Source organism: Dietzia sp. WMMA184 (genome assembly GCF_002441635.1).
GTDB classification, from domain to species: Bacteria; Actinomycetota; Actinomycetes; order Mycobacteriales; family Mycobacteriaceae; genus Dietzia; species Dietzia kunjamensis.
The window spans coordinates 1967064-1982434 of sequence record NZ_NXEI01000001.1 but is presented as its reverse complement, the minus strand read 5'-3'; the positions used below and the strand labels follow the sequence as shown (position 1 = coordinate 1982434).

The window sequence follows — 15371 nt, the reverse complement described above, 5'->3', positions numbered from 1 at the left end:
CGCCCGGGAGCCGGATCCGCCCGAGTGACGGGTGGTGGGCAGGAGGTTAACGGGACTCAGATGTGCGTTTCGGTGGAGATTTTCCTACCGTGGAGGCTGTGAACGCTTCTGAGACGTCCTCGCCGCAGACCGAAGCGCACCGCGCCTCGGTCACCCGTATGTACACGTGGATATCCGAGAACGGCAGACTGATCGAGCAGGTCAGGGTCGTCCCCAAGGGTGATTCCACCCGCGCCCGCGGTCGGATCGTCGCCGCCCCCGGCGCGGACAACCCCGCCTTCACCGTGGAGTACGAGGCTCAACTCGGCGCCGACACGACCCTGCGCCGGGTGTGGCTGACCCTCACCACGGAGGAGTACGAGCGCACGATCGACCTGGTCTGCGACGACGAGGGGGCCTGGCTGCTCGAGGACTCCTCCGGCACCCGCTCCCGCGTGGGCGGCGACGGCGTGGTGGACGTGGACATCACCTACAGCGTCTTCTTCGCCAGCGTCATGATCCGTCGCCTGGGTCTGCACGCACAGCCGGGTTCCGAGGACGTACGGGTGTTGTCGGTGGATTCCATGACGCTCGACGTCACCGAGGACACGGTCACCCTCTCCAGCGACGACGAGCAGGTCCACGGCATCACCGCCACCGCGTCGACCAGCGCGACGGTCGACGCCGACGGCGTGATCATCGACGTGCCGGGGCTCAGCCGAAGGGCCTGAACGGCCAGCCGAAGGGCCTGAACGGCCAGCCGTCGGGCCTTTCAGAGCCTGTCGGCGAGCCTGACCGCCCTGCCCGCGGCGCCCGCCTCGCGGAGCGCCTCGAGCCACCCGGCCGCCCCCGGCGTGACCTCCGCCGGTCGGAGATCCCCGCCGGTGCGATCGGCCTGCGCGTCCTCGTAGGCGCGCCGCGCGCGGTGGCCGTCGTCGACGAGCGGCCCCAGCGTTCCCCGCTCGGCCAGCGACGCCCGCGCGGCCCCGAGGTCGGCGAGGCACTCGTCCAGCACGTCCAGCAGCGCGTCCCGGTTGGGTTCGCAGATCGCGCGCACCAGATCGGGCGCGGTCCCGGCGACGCGCGTGCCGTCGCGGAACGACCCTGCCGCCAACGAGAGCGCGAGGTCCCCGCCCCGACCGCCCGCCAGCGCGAGCGCCTCGGCCAGCACGTGCCCCAGGTGGGAGATCCGGGCGACGGCCGCGTCGTGGTCGGCGGAGGTCGCCGAGACCACCCGTGCGCCGGTGTCCAGCGCGAGCCGCGCCACCCGTCCCCAGGTGTCGGGGTCGGCGTCGTCGTCGGCCGCGATGAGCCACGTGGCACCGCGGAACAGGTCGGGGTCGCCTGCGTCCCAGCCGGAGTGGGCGGTGCCGGCCATGGGGTGCCCGCCGACGAACCGCGCCCCCAGTCCGTGCCGTCGTACCGCCTCCAGGACGGGGCCCTTGACGCTGATCACGTCGGTGAGGGCGACCGTGGGTGCGTGCTCGGCCACCGCGCCCAGGACCGACTCGAGGGCGGGGAGGGGGACGCCGACGACGACGAGGGCATCCGACTCCGCAGCCCGGCGGAGCGTGGTGGGCAAATCCGTGGTGACGTCGAAACCGGCGGCGGTGGCGGCCTCGGCGCCGGCGGGGGAGCGGTTCCAGCCGAAGGTCCGATCGGGGCCGAGGGCCCGCAGGAGTGAGCCGCCGATCAGGCCGACCCCGAGCACGCACACGTCCGCCGTCACCGTCACCTGACAAGGTTCTCACAGCAGACTACGGTTGAGCTCATGCCCAGCAGCTCCGACCGAACCTCCCGCGACTCCGACGACGACTCGGTCACCGGCATCGCACTCGGGGTGGTCCAGGACGGCGGTTCCTGGCAGGTCACCCGTCTGGACGACGCCGCCCTCACCAGTCTCGACGACGCCGCCCGGCAGGTCCGGTCGCTGCGCGCGGAGGGGCCGTCGTTCGGGTTGGTCGACGTGGACCACGAGTTCTTCGTGATCCTGCGCCCGGGCCCGTCCGGGATGCGGCTCATGCTCTCGGACGCGACCGCGTCGCTGGACTACGACCTCGCCGCGGATGTGCTCGACGAGCTCAACGTGGACGTGCCCGACATGACCGACGAGGAGCTCGAGCAGACCGACCCGTGGGGCGAGGGCGACATGGCGATCCTCGACGACATGGGCCTGCCCGCCGGGGTGTTGGAGATCATCGTCTCCGAGACCGACCTCTACGCCGACGAGCAGCTGCAGTCCGTGGCCGAGCGGATGGGCTTCGGCGACGAGTTCGAGCGGCACCAGCCCGACTCGTGAGCCCGGCAGGTCCGGCGCATCCCGGATCGGCGCACCCCGAGCACCGGGGCTCCGTGCGGGCGACCGACGAGATGCTGGTGAGGCGCGCCCTGACCGTGGCGGGTGGTACCCCGGCCGACGACGTGCCCGTCGGCGCGCTGGTGCTGGGCCCCGACGGTCGGGAGTTGGCCGCCGCCACCAATCGGCGTGAGGCCGACGGTGACCCGTTCGCGCACGCCGAGGTGATCGCGCTCCGCGAGGCCGCGCGGGTCCTGGGCGACGGTTGGCGGCTGGAGGACTGCACTCTCGTGGTGACCCTGGAGCCCTGCACGATGTGCGCGGGGGCGGCGGTCGCGGCGCGGGTCGGCCGCATCGTCTTCGGAGCCTGGGAGCCGCGCACCGGGGCGTGTGGGTCGCTGTGGGACGTCGTCCGCGACCGACGTCTGGTGCACCGTCCAGAGGTGCGGGGTGGTGTGCTCGAGGACGAGTGTGCGGCCGTCCTGGAGGGTTTCTTCCGCGCTCGTCGATGACGGCGGCTGTGCCGGGGTCCGCGGCGGGGCGCCCGTCGGTGACCCGATCGTGACCCGCTCGCGGTGGAGGCCGGCCCGGCATCTCCGTACCGTGGGTCGTGAGAGGTGCCGGACCCCGGCGCCGCGATCGAGAGGAGCACCACATGGGAGTGGGAGACAAGTTCTCGAACAAGGCCGAGGAGCTGGGCGGCCGCGCCAAGGAGTCGGCCGGCGCCGCGACGGGAGACCGTGACCTGCAGGCCGAGGGCCAGGCCGACCAGGGCGAGGCCGGCATCAAGCAGGGTGCCGAGAAGCTCAAGGACAAGGCCAACGAGGCCGCGAGCAAGCTCACCGGCAACGACAAGTGAGTTGCAGCAGCTGACTCCTCGCCTCTGGCCTGGCGATTTTCGTCTGGGGCCATGCGTGAAGTAGCCTAATCGGCGGTGGCGTGTCCGAGCGGCCGAAGGTGCAGCACTCGAAATGCTGTGTTGGGTAACCCCCAACCGTGGGTTCAAATCCCACCGCCACCGCCACGGGGAGAGCCCCGGATCTCGAGAGAGGTCCGGGGCTCTCGTCATTCCGCCCCCTCGCCCGTGCAGCCGCTCCCGCGCCTGTCCGTGCCGACTGCAGCCGCTCCCGCGCCATTCCGCCCCCTCGGCAGCCGCCCCTGACGATGGCGTCTCGCCTGCCCCGCGGTGGGTGCGAGACGCCATGGCGACGGGCGGCTGTGTGTGGGGCAGGTGCGAGACGCCATGGCGACGGGCGGCTGTGGGCGGGGCAGGAGCGGGCGCAGTCGAGACGCGCTGTCAGACGTGGCCGGAGGACTCCTCGGCGAAGTCCGGCAGCGTCACGACCGAGCTCAGGGTCGACAGTGACGCGTCGATCACCGTGTCCTGCGGCAGCCCCGACTCCTCACCCAGCAACGCCAACTCCTCGGTGCCGGCCAACCACGCCCGCGTGAGAGCGAGCGCCAGGGGGTCCGGGTCGTGTACCCCGAGGCTGTCGAGGATCCGCAGGCTGATCGTGCGGTGCATGCCGTCGACGACCTTCTCCAACGCCGGATCCACAGCCCTGCCGGACCGCAGGACCGCCACGTAGTTGTCCCGCCGCCGCTGGATGTAGCGCACCAACGCCGTGATGATCGCGCGCGTGCTGTCCTCGGCGTGCGCGCCCACCGGGATCTCGGTCAGCGACAGCACGTGGTCGGCCGCTGCACGCACGACCGCCGTGAGGTAATCCAGCTTGGTGGGGAAGTAATGGAAGAGCAGGCTGCGGGACACCCCGGCCCGCTCGGCGACGTCGTCCAGCGACAGGGCATGGAAAGGCACGGTCTCCAGCAAACGGATCCCCAACACGATCAGCTGGGAACGGCGCTCGTGCTTGGAGAGCCTACGGCCACCTGATGTGGTCATCGCCCCACCTCGTCGTCGTACTCTCGGGCGCGCACGTCGCGCCCTCCGACGCCGACGACTACGCCCCCCATGCCGACGTACCTCTCCATCTTAGGGTCACGTCCGCAATCCGCGACCGCCATGCCACGATGGAGTGATGCCGGACAACGCCACGCCCACCACCCGCGCGACCACCTTCGACGTGGGCGAGCGGATGGTCCTCGACGGGACGGCAGGCGGGCGGACGGGTGTCATCCACACTCCGCACGGTGACATCGCCACCCCGGCGTTCATCCCCGTCGGCACCAAGGCCACCGTCAAGACGCTGACCCCCGAGCAGGTCCGCTCCACCGGCGCCCAGGCCGTCCTGGCGAACGCCTACCACCTGTACCTGCAGCCCGGGCACGAGGTCGTCGACGCCGCCGGCGGGCTGGGGGAGTTCATGCGCTGGTCCGGGCCCACCTACACCGACTCCGGCGGCTTCCAGGTGATGAGCCTCGGGGTGGGATTCAAGAAGGTCATCGAGATGTCGGCCGGCGCCACACCGGACGACGCGGCCACCAACAAGGGGCAGGGCCGGCTCGCGAAGGTCGACGAGGACGGCGTCACCTTCACCTCGCACCTCGACGGGTCCCGGCACCGCTTCTCGCCCGAGGTGTCCATGCGCATCCAGCACTCGCTGGGCGCCGATATCCTGTTCGCGTTCGACGAGCTCACCACGCTGATGAACACGCGGAAGTACCAGGAGAGTTCGGTGGAGCGGACGCGGCGGTGGGCGCAGCGCTGCCTCGACGAGCACGAGCGGCTGTCGCTGGAGCGGGGGCACCGGCCGGGGCAGTCACTGTGGGGCGTGATCCAGGGAGCGCAGTTCGAGGATCTGCGGCGGCAGGCCGTGCGCGGGCTGGTGGAGATGAGCGAGCGCGCCGAAGCCGAGGGGCGGCGCGGGTTCGGCGGCTACGGGATCGGCGGCGCGCTGGAGAAGGAGAACCTCGGAACGATCGTCGGCTGGTGCACCGAGGAACTGCCCGAGGACCGTCCGCGACACCTGTTGGGCATCAGCGAGCCCGACGACATCTTCACCGCCGTGGAAAACGGTGCCGACACCTTCGACTGCGTCGCGCCCACCCGGCTGGCCCGCCACGGTGGGATCTACACGCTCGACGGGCGGGTCAACATCACCCGCGCCCAGTTCCGCCACGACCACACCCCGCTCGACCCCGAGGGGCCGTCCGAGGTGTCGCGCGAGTACAGCCGCGCCTACCTGCATCACCTGTTCAAGGCCAAGGAGTTCCTCGGCTCCACCCTGCTCACCCTGCACAACCTGGCCTTTGTGGTGCGGCTGGTCGACGAGGTGCGCGCGGCGATGGCGGCCGGGCCCGACGAGTACGTGGCCTACAAGGAGCAGTTCCTGGGGCGGTACTACTCGGGGCGCTGATCCCTGGCCGCCCTGGCCGCCCTGGCCGCGCGGCCAGGGCGCCCGGCCGCCCGTATCCGTCGGCGGGATCAGCTAGTTGATCTCGTAGGTCACGGAGACGGACACAGTGAGGTCCTGGCTACCGGCCTCGATCGGCGTCGAAGCTGCGCCGTCTGCCAACGACCTCGAGACCGGAAACGGAGTCGCTTCGGTCTCCGGTACCTCGGTGATCGACTGCACCGCCCCCAACTCCGCCCCGGCCGCCTCGGCGATCTGTTGGGCCTGTTCTTCAGCTCGAGTGACCGCCTGCGCCCGGGCCTGGGCCCTGAGGTCGCTGTCGTCGTCAATGGAGAACGTCAACTGCTGAACCCGGATCGCGTCGCCGGCGGCGCCCGCCGCTGCATCGATGAGATCGCCACTCCTGTCGACGTCGCGCAAGGTCGCCGTCACCTGGTTCGTGACGATGTATCCGTCGATGCTGCCGCTGGGCAGGAAATTGGGCTGCACCGACAGGTTCTTGGTGGCGATGTCCTCCTCTTCGACGCCCTGGGCCTTGATGGTCTCGATAAGGGATCGGGCGCGTTCCGCGTTGTCGGTCAGCGCTGTGCTGGCGTCAGATGCCCGGGTCTCGACGCCGAGCACGATGGTGACGGTATCGGGAGAACCGGTGACGATGCCGGTTCCCTGCGTGCTGATGACCGGCGGATCCTCACTCTGACCCGAGCAACCCGCCAGGAGCAGTGCGGCGGTGAGGAGTGCGAGTGCGGCGGGTACGCGGGGTGAGGCCATACGTCACTATGACGCAGGAACCGACATAGGCGGGCCTACACGTCGGTCTTGGTCGACCAGCTGATGAGCTCCGCACGACCGAGGCGACTCGTAGGTGTCGGTGCTGCGTGCGACGCTGCGCGCATGACGAACCAGACCAGAAACGATCACCTCCACGACGACCTCGAGAGGCGCTCGCCGTTGGGCGTCCTCCTGCACAGTCCGGTACGCGATAGCTCAGAAAAGAGTGAGACGTGGCAGACCGCCGCGTTCAACCTCGCGGAGAAGGCGCTACGAAAGGCGCTGGCCGGGGATGACGCCGCGGTTCGGCGACTGATCAGCAGAATGGCGGATCTGGAGTTCGACGAGCTCATGGTTAGGTGGCCACAGCTGGTGGCCGCCGACCAGATTCTCTCCGGGGTGCTCGAGCAAGGTGTAGAAGAGTTCGAGGAGGAGAAGGATCTGTACGAGGCGGCGTACTTCGACGAAGACGACGAACTGATCGCCGAACTAGAGGAGGAGGAGCCCCGGGTCTCGGTGGCGACTGGGATCTACAGAGCCGCGTACGGGGCGGACCCAGTGGCATTCGCGACGCTTCGGGCATCGATCCTCGACGTGCTCTCCGACCCGTGGAGACAGCGACGCGGCGGGGTCCACAACGACGGGTTACAACGGGTGGCTGACAGGTTGCCGGAGGGGGCCAGAGCTCGGGACCTGCCCCGAGAACGCATCGAGAACGAACTCGCGGGCGTGATCCGGGCTCACCTGGTCCTGGCAGCACGCATGGTCGAGGAGTTTCGCGCGCCGTTGAACTCGACCTAGGACTCGAAGTAGAGCGGGTAGTGCAGCGAGCAGCCCGGGTTGAACGCCGTGCCGCAGGCCGGGCAGGCGTCGGTGGCCTGGTACTCGGCGATGGTCAGCGTGCTCCAACATGCGCCGCAGAGCAGGGCATCGGTGTCGAGCTCGTCCCGCGGCCACACCGACAGCGCATGGTCGGTGGCGTCGGCGTGGCAGCGGAAACAGGGATAGAACTCGCCGCAACAGTGGAAGCGGATCGCGATGACGTCCAGCGGGCCGTGGTAGTGGACGCACCTGGTCTGGTCGTCGACCGTCGCCCCCAGCACCGTCACCGCGGCAGGTCGAGCGGCATCGCGCCCGTCGTCTGCGTCCCGGTCAGCGGAAGTCATACCGCCGAGTGTGACAGGGCGGAACCCGACAGGGCGGCCTGATAGCTGGGCTCGCGCTTCTTGATCCACGCGATCACCACGTAGGTCACCGGCAGCAGGACCGCCTCGACGAGGGTCTTCCAGACGAAACCGATGACGACGTAGTTCCAGTAGTCGCCCGAGCCGAGCACCATGCCCAGCGCCGGGGCCGCGATCGTGCAGAACACCAGCGTGTCGGCGAGCTGGCCGACCACGGTCGACCCCAGGAGCCGCGCCCACAGGCTCCGCTCACCGGTGCGGCGCTTCATCCACACCAGGACGTAGGAGTTGAGCAGCTCGCCGACGACGTACCCGGCCAGGCCGGCGAGGAAGAACTGCGGGATGACCCCGGCGACGGCCTCGAACGCATCCTGGTTCTCGTAGAAGTCGGCCGGCGGCAACTGCACGGTCAGGCTGAAGCTCAACGCGGCCAGCGCCAGCACGGCGAAACCGGAGAGCACGACGCGGCGCATCGCCTTGAAGCCGTACACCTCACTGATCACGTCGCCGAGCACGTAGGCCAGCGGGAAGAGCAGGAAGGCGCCGTCGGTGACGAGCCCGTCCATCGAGAGGAACCCGAGTTCGAAGCTCAGGTCGGGGAAGAGGAGGACGCCCTTGGTGCCGGTGACGTTGCTGATGAGCATCACGCCGACGAACAGGGCGATGAGATAGCCGTAGTACGGGCTGGCGACGGTGGCGAACACGGCGCGGCCGGGGAGACCGGCGGAGGCGGCGGACGCGGTGGAAGGGGTACTGGGCGCCGGCTCGGGAGTGTTCCCGTCCGGCCGCCCAGTCCCCAGCTGGTCGGAATTCTGCGAGGAAGTGGTCACGAACGACGATTATCCGCGCCGCCCGCCGCGATGCCGAATCCCTGCCTGCCGAATAGGTCGCGTCGCGCCGCGTCACCGTTGATCGACAAGTCGCTTCCGCACGCGTTGTGCGAGTGGGTCTGCGCGGAACGCTCTTTTCGATGAGGCGGTCGGGCCGGGCTGGGCGCGCGTCGGCCGATCAGGCCACCACCCAGGGGCCGGCCCGCAAGGACTCGGCGGTGACCACCCCCCGCAGCGCCTCGATCGAGTCCGCGCCCTCCGGCCCACCGAGTGAGGCCACGATACGGGCGACCGCGGCCCTCGTCGTCGTCCCCTCCTGCGCCAGATCGGCCAGGGTCACCGCGCCGTCCCGCTTGGCCAGACGCTCACCGGCGGCGTTGACCGCGAGCGGCACGTGCACGTACTCCGGGTGCGGCAGGCCCAGCAGGTCGGCCAGATGGGCCTGGCGGGGAGTGGAGGAGAGCAGGTCCTCGCCGCGCACGACCTGGTCGACGCCCTGCTCGGCATCATCGACGACGACGGCGAGGTTGTACGCCCACACGCCGTCACCGCGGCGCAGCACCACGTCGTCGACGACGCCCGTGTACGGCCCGTGGACGCCGTCGGTGATCGTCAGCTCCGCGACCGTCGCGCGCAGTCGCAGCGCAGGCACCCGCCCCGGGCCGAGCGCCTCCCGGCGATGCTCCCGCTCCGCCTCCGACAGGTCACGGCACGTGCCGGGGTACGACCCGGGCGGGGAGTGCGGCGCGCGCGGGGCCTCGGCGATCTCGCGGCGCGAGCAGTAGCACTCGTAGACCAGGCCCTGGTCGGACAGCTGGTTCGCCGCCGCGGCGTAGGCGTGCGACCGCTCGGACTCCCACATGATCTCGCCGTCCCAGTCGAGGCCGATCGCCGCCAGGTCCGCCAGCTGACGCTCGGCCACGCCGGGGCGCGCTCGGGCGGCGTCGAGATCGTCGACGCGCATCCGGAACGCCCGGCCCGAATCGCGGGCCAGCACCCACGCCGCCACCGCCGTGCGCAGATTGCCCAGGTGCAGGTCGCCCGACGGGCTGGGTGCGTACCGGCCGGCGCCGGGGGGCAGGGAGCTGGCGGGGGATTTCACTCCCACAGGGTAGGCCGCGCCACCAGGAAGGGCCGACGCGGCGGGAAGCGCCGGGCGCGGCGGAGATTTCCCGCGCCCCGGCGGGAAGCAGCGGGCGCGGCGATGAGTTCCCGCGCCCCGGCGGGAGTGCCGGGTGCGGCGGGAGGTGCCAGACTGGACGGCATGAGCGCAGACGCCGACAACGCCCGCCCCGCCGCCGACGACAACACCCGCCTGACCGAGGAGCAGATCGCCGAAGGCCTCGCCGATCTGCCCGGCTGGGCCTTCTCGGAGGGGTCGCTGACCTACACGGCCGTGTGCGAGACCCCGCAGGCCGCGATCAACCTCGTCGCCGCGATCGGGCAGGCCGCGAACTCGCAGGACCACCACCCCGACCTGCTGTGGAGCTACGACGAGGTCACCCTCGACCTCCGCAGCCACGACGTCGACGGCGTCACCCAGCGCGACCTCCGGCTTGCTCGGTCGGTGTCCGCGCTGTCCGGGGAGTTCGACGCCACCCCGCTGGGCCTGGGGGAGTAGGGGGCGCGGCGGGCTCCGAGGGCGCGGCGGGCGGCAGGCAGCGGGCGGCAGTCGTCGAGAAGAGTGTTTCGTGCACTGCTACTCGACCGATACGGGTGAAAGACTCTTGTCGACGCGGCTACTGACGGCCGGATGGCTGTTTACCCCGCGAACTCCGCCAACTCGGCCTCCTCTCCGCGAACTCCTACCCCGCGAACGCGGCCGCCGCGGTGGCCAGGTCGAGCAGTGGCTGCGGCACGATCCCCAGCAGGATCGTCACCACGACCGCGATGCCGACGACCGCGTACGTGACGGGCCTGCGCGCGAACGCCACCTCGCCGGCGCCTGCAGAGCCGTAACGCTCGTTTCCGGAGTCCACCTCGCCCGCATCGCGGAAGAACATCACCACGATCACGCGGACGTAGAACGAGGCCGCGATCGCGCTCGTGAGCACGCCGATCACCACGAGGCTCACCGCGCCGCCGGCAACGGCTGCGGAGAACACCGCGAACTTGGCGATGAACCCGCTGGTCAGCGGGATGCCCGCGAGTGCGAGCAGCAGCAGTGCGAACGCGCCCGACACCAGTGGCTGACGTCGGCCGAGCCCGGCCCAGGCCTGCAGGTCGGTGATCTCGGCGCCGTCAGGCGCGCGGACCAGCCCGGCCACCGCGAACACGCCGACGGTGCTCACCGCGTACGCCGCGAGGTAGAACAGCACGGCGGAGGTACCGGCCGCCGGAGGGCCGAGCACCCCGGTGAGCAGGAATCCGGCGTGCGCGACGGAGGAGTAGGCCAGCAGGCGTTTGACGTCGTTCTGCGTGACTCCGACGACCGTGCCGACAATCATCGTCAACGCCGCGATCACCCAGAGCACGGGCGCCCAGTCGTCCTCGAGGCGGGGGACGGCGGTGTGGAAGAACCGCAGGATCGCACCGAACGCGGCGAGTTTGGTCCCCGCGGCCATGAACGCCGTGATCGAGGTGGGCGCGCCCTGGTAGACGTCGGGGGTCCAGGTGTGGAACGGCACGGCCCCGACCTTGAACAGCAGGCCCACCGACATCATCGCCACGCCGATCAGCGCCAGTGAGCTGCCGCCCTCGGTCGCGACCACCGCGGCGATGCCGCCGAACTCGACGGTTCCGGCGTACCCGTAGATCAGCGCGGCGCCGTAGGCGAAGATCGCCGAGGAGAAGGACCCCAGCAGGAAGTATTTGACCGCGGCCTCCTGCGAGAGGAGTCGCCGACGGCGAGCCATGCCACACATCACGTACAGCGGCAGGGAGAGCACCTCGAGCGCGATGAACAGGGTGATGAGGTCGTTCGCCGCGGGGAACAGCATGAGCCCGCCCGTGGCGAACAGTGCGAGCGGGAAGACCTCGGTCTGGGAGACGCCCGCGCGCTCGGCCTCGCGTTCGGCGTCGCCGCCCGGGGCCAGGGCGGCCTGCGGGGCGAAACCCGCGAGCACCGGGCGGCTGGCCGTGGCCGACGCGCCCACCGCATCCGACGAGGCCCCGGCCGGCGCGCCCACCCGGGAGCGTTCCCCGATGAGCACCCCCGCCCCGATCGCCACGAGGACCGTCGCCCCCTGCAGGAATAGCGCGGGCCCGTCCACGGCCACGGCGCCGCCGGCCGTCACCAATCGCGTCCCGGCGAGCAGAACCACCGTCACCAGCGCCGCGACGAGCCCGCCGAGGTACAGAACCAGCTGCGCGGCGTAGCGGTGCCGGGCGGGGGCGAACGCCTCGATGAGCACCGAGACGATCGCCGTCCCGAGCACCACGAGCAGCGGCAGAAGCGAGGAGTAGGCGATGTCCGGGGTCATCGGGTGGCACCTTCCACGTGGGCGACGGTCTCGGCGACCGCCGGGTCGATCACGTCGAGCACCGGCTGCGGGTAGAAGCCCAGCACCATCAGCGCCACGACCAGCGGGGCCAGCACCACGCGCTCGCGGGTCGTCAGGTCGGGCGTGGACCGCAACCCCGGCGCGAGGGGCCCGCCCATCACCCGCTGGTAGGTCCACAGGATGTAGACGGCCGCAAGGACGAACGTGGACGTGGCCAGTACGGCGGCGACGGGGTAGACCTCGAACGTGCCGACGAACACCAGGAACTCGCTGATGAACGGGGCCAGCCCGGGCAGTGACAGCGTCGCGAGCCCGGCGATGAGGAACACCCCGGCGAGCAGGGGAGCAGCCTGCTGCACCCCGCCGAAGTAGCCGATCTCGCGGATCCGGTGCCGCCGGACGAGGAACCCGGCCACGAGGAACAGCGCGGCCGTGGCGATGCCGTGGTTGACCATGTACAGCGTCGAGCCGGTCGCCGACTGCTCGGTCGCGGCGAACACACCCAGCACGATGAACCCGAAGTGGGAGATCGACGCGTACGCGATGAGGCGCAGGAGGTCGGTCTGGGCGATGGCCATGATGCCGCCGTAGACGATGCTGATCACCGCGAGCGTCACCATCACCGGCGCCGCGGTCGCCGCTGCCTCGGGGAACAGCGGCAGCGAGTACCGCAGCATCGCGAAGGTGCCGACCTTGTCCACCACGGCCATCATGAGCACCGCGGAGGCGGGCGTCGCGGCGACGGCGGCCCCGGGAAGCCAGGTGTGGAACGGCCACAGCGGGGCCTTGATCGCGAAGGCCAGCGTGAACCCGGCGAACAGCAGCAGCATCGCGCCGGGCGGGATCTGCAGTCGACCGTCGGCGACGGCGTCGGTGATGAGGCGGTAGTCGAAGGTGCCGCGGCCGTCGGGCCCGAGTCCGGCCCGGGCTGTGTACATGTAGAGCCCGAGCACCGCGGCCAGCATGACGAGTCCGCCGAGCAGGTTGTAGAGGAGGAACCGGACGGCCGCCTGCGCCCGGTCGGCGCCGCTGTCCCCGAACGCGCCTGTTCCGAATCCCCCGATGAGAAAGTACAGCGGGATGAGCATGGCCTCGAACGCGACGTAGAACAGCAACACGTCCAGGCTCGTGAACGCCACCAGCGCGAGCCCCTGCGTGGCCAGCATGAGCGCGGGGTAGGACTGTGCGCGCCGGCCGTCCGAGGTGGCGCCGCTGGAGTCGTCGGTGTCACGCCACCCGGCGAGCAGCAGCAACGGCATGAGTGCGGCGGTGAGCAGCACCAGCACGAGCGCCACGCCGTCGATCCCGAGTGTGTACGTCGCGCCGAACGCAGGGATCCACGGCCGCGACTCGACGAACTGGTGGGTGTCGCCGCCCGGCTCGAACCCGACAGCCAGCGCGACGGCCACCCCCAGGACGACCAGTGACGTGACCAGGGCGAGGGGCCTCGCCGCGCGGCGCGCGCTCGCAGGGAGGACGACGACGACGAGTGCGCCGACCAGGGGAGCGAGCCACAGCGCGGTGAGTAGTCCGGGACCGGTCACAGCACACCACCACCCAACATCGCGGCGATCACCAGAACCGCGCCGATCAGCATGTACAGCGCGTAGGAGCGGGTGAGCCCCGACTGCAGGAGCCTCGTCCGGGCGGACAGTTCCCCGAGGGTGGTGCCGACGCCTGTCGCCGTCGCGGCCACCACTCGCCGGTCTATCACCTCGGTGCCCGCGACCAGGGCCTGGCCGGGTCGCATGAACACCGCCTCGTTGAGGTCGTCGGCATACAGGTCGCGGCGCGCGGCCCGCGTGAGCGCGGAGCCGGCGGGGGCGGTGGTCGGAACCTCACTACGGGTGTAGCGGTACACGGCGAGGGCGATACCGACGGCCACCACGACCAGGGAGGCGGCGGTGACCAACCACACCGGTAGGACGTGCTCCGGATGGTGCTCGCCGACGACCGGTGCCAGCCAGGCCTGCAGCCGCCCGCCGAGCGACAGCAGCAGACCCGAGAGCACCGAGCCCACGGCGATCGCGATCATCGGCGCCGTCATGATCGCCGGCGACTCGTGGGGGTGGGCGTCGTCGGCCCAGCGCCCGGGCCCGAAGAAGGTCAGGATCATCACACGGGTCATGTAGAAGGCGGTCAGGCCCGCGCCGAGCAGGGCCACCGCCCCCAGCAGGTAGCCGACCGCCGATCCTGAGCCGAACGCGCCCGCACCCGCAGCCGACCCGCTGCCCACGTCGAACGCCGCGGAGATGATGCCCTCCTTGGAGTAGAAGCCGGCGAACGGTGGGACGCCGATGATGGCCAGGTAGCCGAGTCCGAAGGTGACAAAGGTGACCGGCATGACCGCGCGTAGGGCGCCGTAGCGTCGCATGTCGACCTCGTCGTTCATCCCGTGCATCACCGAGCCGGCGCCGAGGAACAGTCCGGCCTTGAAGAAACCGTGGGTGAGCAGGTGCATGATCGCCAGCGCGTATCCGGCGGGCCCGAAGCCGGCGGCCATGACCATGTACCCGACCTGGCTCATGGTGGAGGCGGCGAGGACCTTCTTGATGTCGTCCTTGGCGCAACCGATGACCGCACCGAACAGCAGCGTCACGGCGCCGACCGCGATCACCGCGGCGCGCGCGGTCGGGGTCGCGTCGTAGATCGGGTTGGACCGGGTGATGAGGTAGACGCCCGCGGTGACCATGGTCGCGGCGTGGATGAGGGCCGACACCGGGGTGGGGCCCTCCATCGCGTCGCCGAGCCAGGACTGTAGCGGCACCTGGGCGGACTTGGCGCACGCGCCCAGCAGCAACAGCAGCCCGAGCGCGGTGACCAGCCCCGAGCTCACCGCCCCGCCGTCGGCCCCCGCCGCCCCGCCGCCGATCGCCGAGAACACGCCCTCGTAGGACAGCGTGCCCAGCTGGGTGACCATGACCATCAGCGCTACACCCAGACCGATGTCGCCGACGCGGTTGACGACGAACGCCTTCTTCGCCGCGGTGGCAGCGGACGGCTTGTGCTGCCAGAACCCGATGAGCAGGTAGGAGACCAGGCCGACACCCTCCCAGCCCAGGTAGAGGCCGAGGAAGTTGTCGGCCAGCACCAGCAGCAGCATCGCCGCGAGAAACAGGTTGAGGTAGGCGAAGAACTTGCGCCGCGCCGGGTCGGCCGCCATGTAGCCGATGGAGTACACGTGGATGAGCAGGCCGACGCCGGTGACGAGCAGGACGAACACCATGGACAGCTCGTCCAGACGCAGGCCGAAGTCCAGCTGGAACTCGCCGACCGAGACCCACTCGAACAGGGTCTGTCCGGAGGCACGGTCGGCGGCGTCACGGCCGGTCATGGCGACGAGTTGCCACACCGCCACGGCGAATGAGGCCAGCGCGGTCGCGCACCCGAGCAGGTGGCCCCACCCGTCCGCGCGGCGACCGAGCAGCAGCAGGACCGCCGCGCCGAACAGCGGCAGTGCGGGGATGAGCCAGAGCGCGGACCCGGCGACGGCAGGGGCGAGGGCGGCTGCGGTCGTTGTCGTCGTCGTCATCACGGTCGTCGTCATCGTCGTC

16 protein-coding genes and 1 tRNA gene are annotated in these 15371 nt (G+C 70.7%); 8 read left to right on the top strand and 9 right to left on the bottom strand.

Annotated features, from left to right (window positions below):
- Window positions 1-98: 98 nt before the first annotated feature.
- Entirely contained in the window at window positions 99-710 is a 612-nt protein-coding gene (locus CK206_RS09125; protein ID WP_227022370.1) for a putative glycolipid-binding domain-containing protein, read from the top strand.
- A 41-nt stretch (window positions 711-751) separates the two neighbouring features.
- On the opposite strand, the gene CK206_RS09120 is transcribed toward CK206_RS09125, so the two are convergent.
- On the bottom strand, window positions 752-1714 hold the full coding sequence (locus CK206_RS09120; protein ID WP_096906219.1) for a prephenate dehydrogenase: 963 nt from the start codon (window positions 1712-1714) through the stop codon (window positions 752-754).
- A 36-nt stretch (window positions 1715-1750) separates the two neighbouring features.
- On the opposite strand from CK206_RS09120, the gene CK206_RS09115 reads away from it, so the two are divergent.
- The 4 genes from CK206_RS09115 (at window position 1751) to CK206_RS09100 (ending at window position 3299) form a co-directional block, all read left to right on the top strand.
- Window positions 1751-2278, top strand: a complete 528-nt coding sequence (locus tag CK206_RS09115; RefSeq protein WP_067714683.1) for a tRNA adenosine deaminase-associated protein — start codon at window positions 1751-1753, stop codon at window positions 2276-2278.
- Between the two features lie 71 nt (window positions 2279-2349).
- A complete protein-coding gene (locus CK206_RS09110) occupies window positions 2350-2787 on the top strand; it encodes a nucleoside deaminase (protein ID WP_096907380.1) in 438 nt (145 codons plus the stop codon).
- A gap of 143 nt (window positions 2788-2930) precedes the next feature.
- Window positions 2931-3134: a CsbD family protein gene (locus CK206_RS09105; protein ID WP_067714680.1), complete on the top strand. Its 204-nt coding sequence runs from the start codon at window positions 2931-2933 to the stop codon at window positions 3132-3134.
- Window positions 3135-3208: 74 nt separating this feature from the next.
- Window positions 3209-3299, top strand: a tRNA-Ser gene (locus CK206_RS09100).
- A gap of 273 nt (window positions 3300-3572) precedes the next feature.
- Here CK206_RS09100 and CK206_RS09095 read toward each other — a convergent pair.
- A complete protein-coding gene (locus CK206_RS09095; RefSeq protein ID WP_096906218.1) occupies window positions 3573-4178 on the bottom strand; it encodes a TetR/AcrR family transcriptional regulator in 606 nt (201 codons plus the stop codon).
- 136 nt (window positions 4179-4314) lie between these two features.
- Here CK206_RS09095 and tgt point away from each other — a divergent pair, with 136 nt between their 5' ends.
- The gene (tgt, locus tag CK206_RS09090) at window positions 4315-5592 is read left to right on the top strand and encodes a tRNA guanosine(34) transglycosylase Tgt (RefSeq protein ID WP_069388829.1); all 1278 of its coding nucleotides are present in this window, start codon (window positions 4315-4317) and stop codon (window positions 5590-5592) included.
- A gap of 72 nt (window positions 5593-5664) precedes the next feature.
- Here tgt and CK206_RS09085 read toward each other — a convergent pair whose 3' ends face one another.
- The gene (locus CK206_RS09085; protein ID WP_069388828.1) at window positions 5665-6360 is read right to left on the bottom strand and encodes an SIMPL domain-containing protein; all 696 of its coding nucleotides are present in this window, start codon (window positions 6358-6360) and stop codon (window positions 5665-5667) included.
- Between the two features lie 123 nt (window positions 6361-6483).
- Here CK206_RS09085 and CK206_RS09080 point away from each other — a divergent pair, with 123 nt between their 5' ends.
- Window positions 6484-7161 carry a hypothetical protein gene (locus CK206_RS09080; protein WP_096906217.1) on the top strand — a complete coding sequence of 226 codons (678 nt, stop codon included), beginning with the start codon at window positions 6484-6486 and terminating at the stop codon, window positions 7159-7161.
- Here CK206_RS09080 and CK206_RS09075 read toward each other — a convergent pair.
- The 3 genes from CK206_RS09075 to gluQRS form a co-directional block, all read right to left on the bottom strand.
- Window positions 7158-7526, bottom strand: coding sequence for a CHY zinc finger protein (locus CK206_RS09075; protein WP_096906216.1), 369 nt, complete (start codon window positions 7524-7526; stop codon window positions 7158-7160). The two genes, CK206_RS09080 and CK206_RS09075, sit on opposite strands and share 4 nt — an antisense overlap.
- Window positions 7523-8248 carry a queuosine precursor transporter gene (locus tag CK206_RS09070; protein WP_096906215.1) on the bottom strand — a complete coding sequence of 242 codons (726 nt, stop codon included), beginning with the start codon at window positions 8246-8248 and terminating at the stop codon, window positions 7523-7525. The genes CK206_RS09075 and CK206_RS09070 overlap by 4 nt, the downstream gene beginning before the upstream one ends.
- A gap of 304 nt (window positions 8249-8552) precedes the next feature.
- Entirely contained in the window at window positions 8553-9476 is a 924-nt protein-coding gene (gene gluQRS / locus CK206_RS09065; protein WP_096906214.1) for a tRNA glutamyl-Q(34) synthetase GluQRS, read from the bottom strand.
- 162 nt (window positions 9477-9638) lie between these two features.
- On the opposite strand from gluQRS, the gene CK206_RS09060 reads away from it, so the two are divergent.
- Window positions 9639-9995: a 4a-hydroxytetrahydrobiopterin dehydratase gene (locus CK206_RS09060; RefSeq protein ID WP_067714662.1), complete on the top strand. Its 357-nt coding sequence runs from the start codon at window positions 9639-9641 to the stop codon at window positions 9993-9995.
- A gap of 184 nt (window positions 9996-10179) precedes the next feature.
- On the opposite strand, the gene nuoN is transcribed toward CK206_RS09060, so the two are convergent.
- The 3 genes from nuoN to nuoL are packed head-to-tail and all read right to left on the bottom strand — an operon-like array spanning window position 10180 to window position 15349.
- The gene (gene nuoN, locus CK206_RS09055) at window positions 10180-11796 is read right to left on the bottom strand and encodes an NADH-quinone oxidoreductase subunit NuoN (RefSeq protein WP_096906213.1); all 1617 of its coding nucleotides are present in this window, start codon (window positions 11794-11796) and stop codon (window positions 10180-10182) included.
- Window positions 11793-13361: an NADH-quinone oxidoreductase subunit M gene (locus tag CK206_RS09050; protein WP_096906212.1), complete on the bottom strand. Its 1569-nt coding sequence runs from the start codon at window positions 13359-13361 to the stop codon at window positions 11793-11795. Before CK206_RS09050 ends, nuoN begins: the two co-directional genes overlap by 4 nt.
- A complete protein-coding gene (nuoL, locus tag CK206_RS09045) occupies window positions 13358-15349 on the bottom strand; it encodes an NADH-quinone oxidoreductase subunit L (RefSeq protein WP_096907378.1) in 1992 nt (663 codons plus the stop codon). The genes CK206_RS09050 and nuoL overlap by 4 nt, the downstream gene beginning before the upstream one ends.
- Window positions 15350-15371 lie beyond the last annotated feature (22 nt).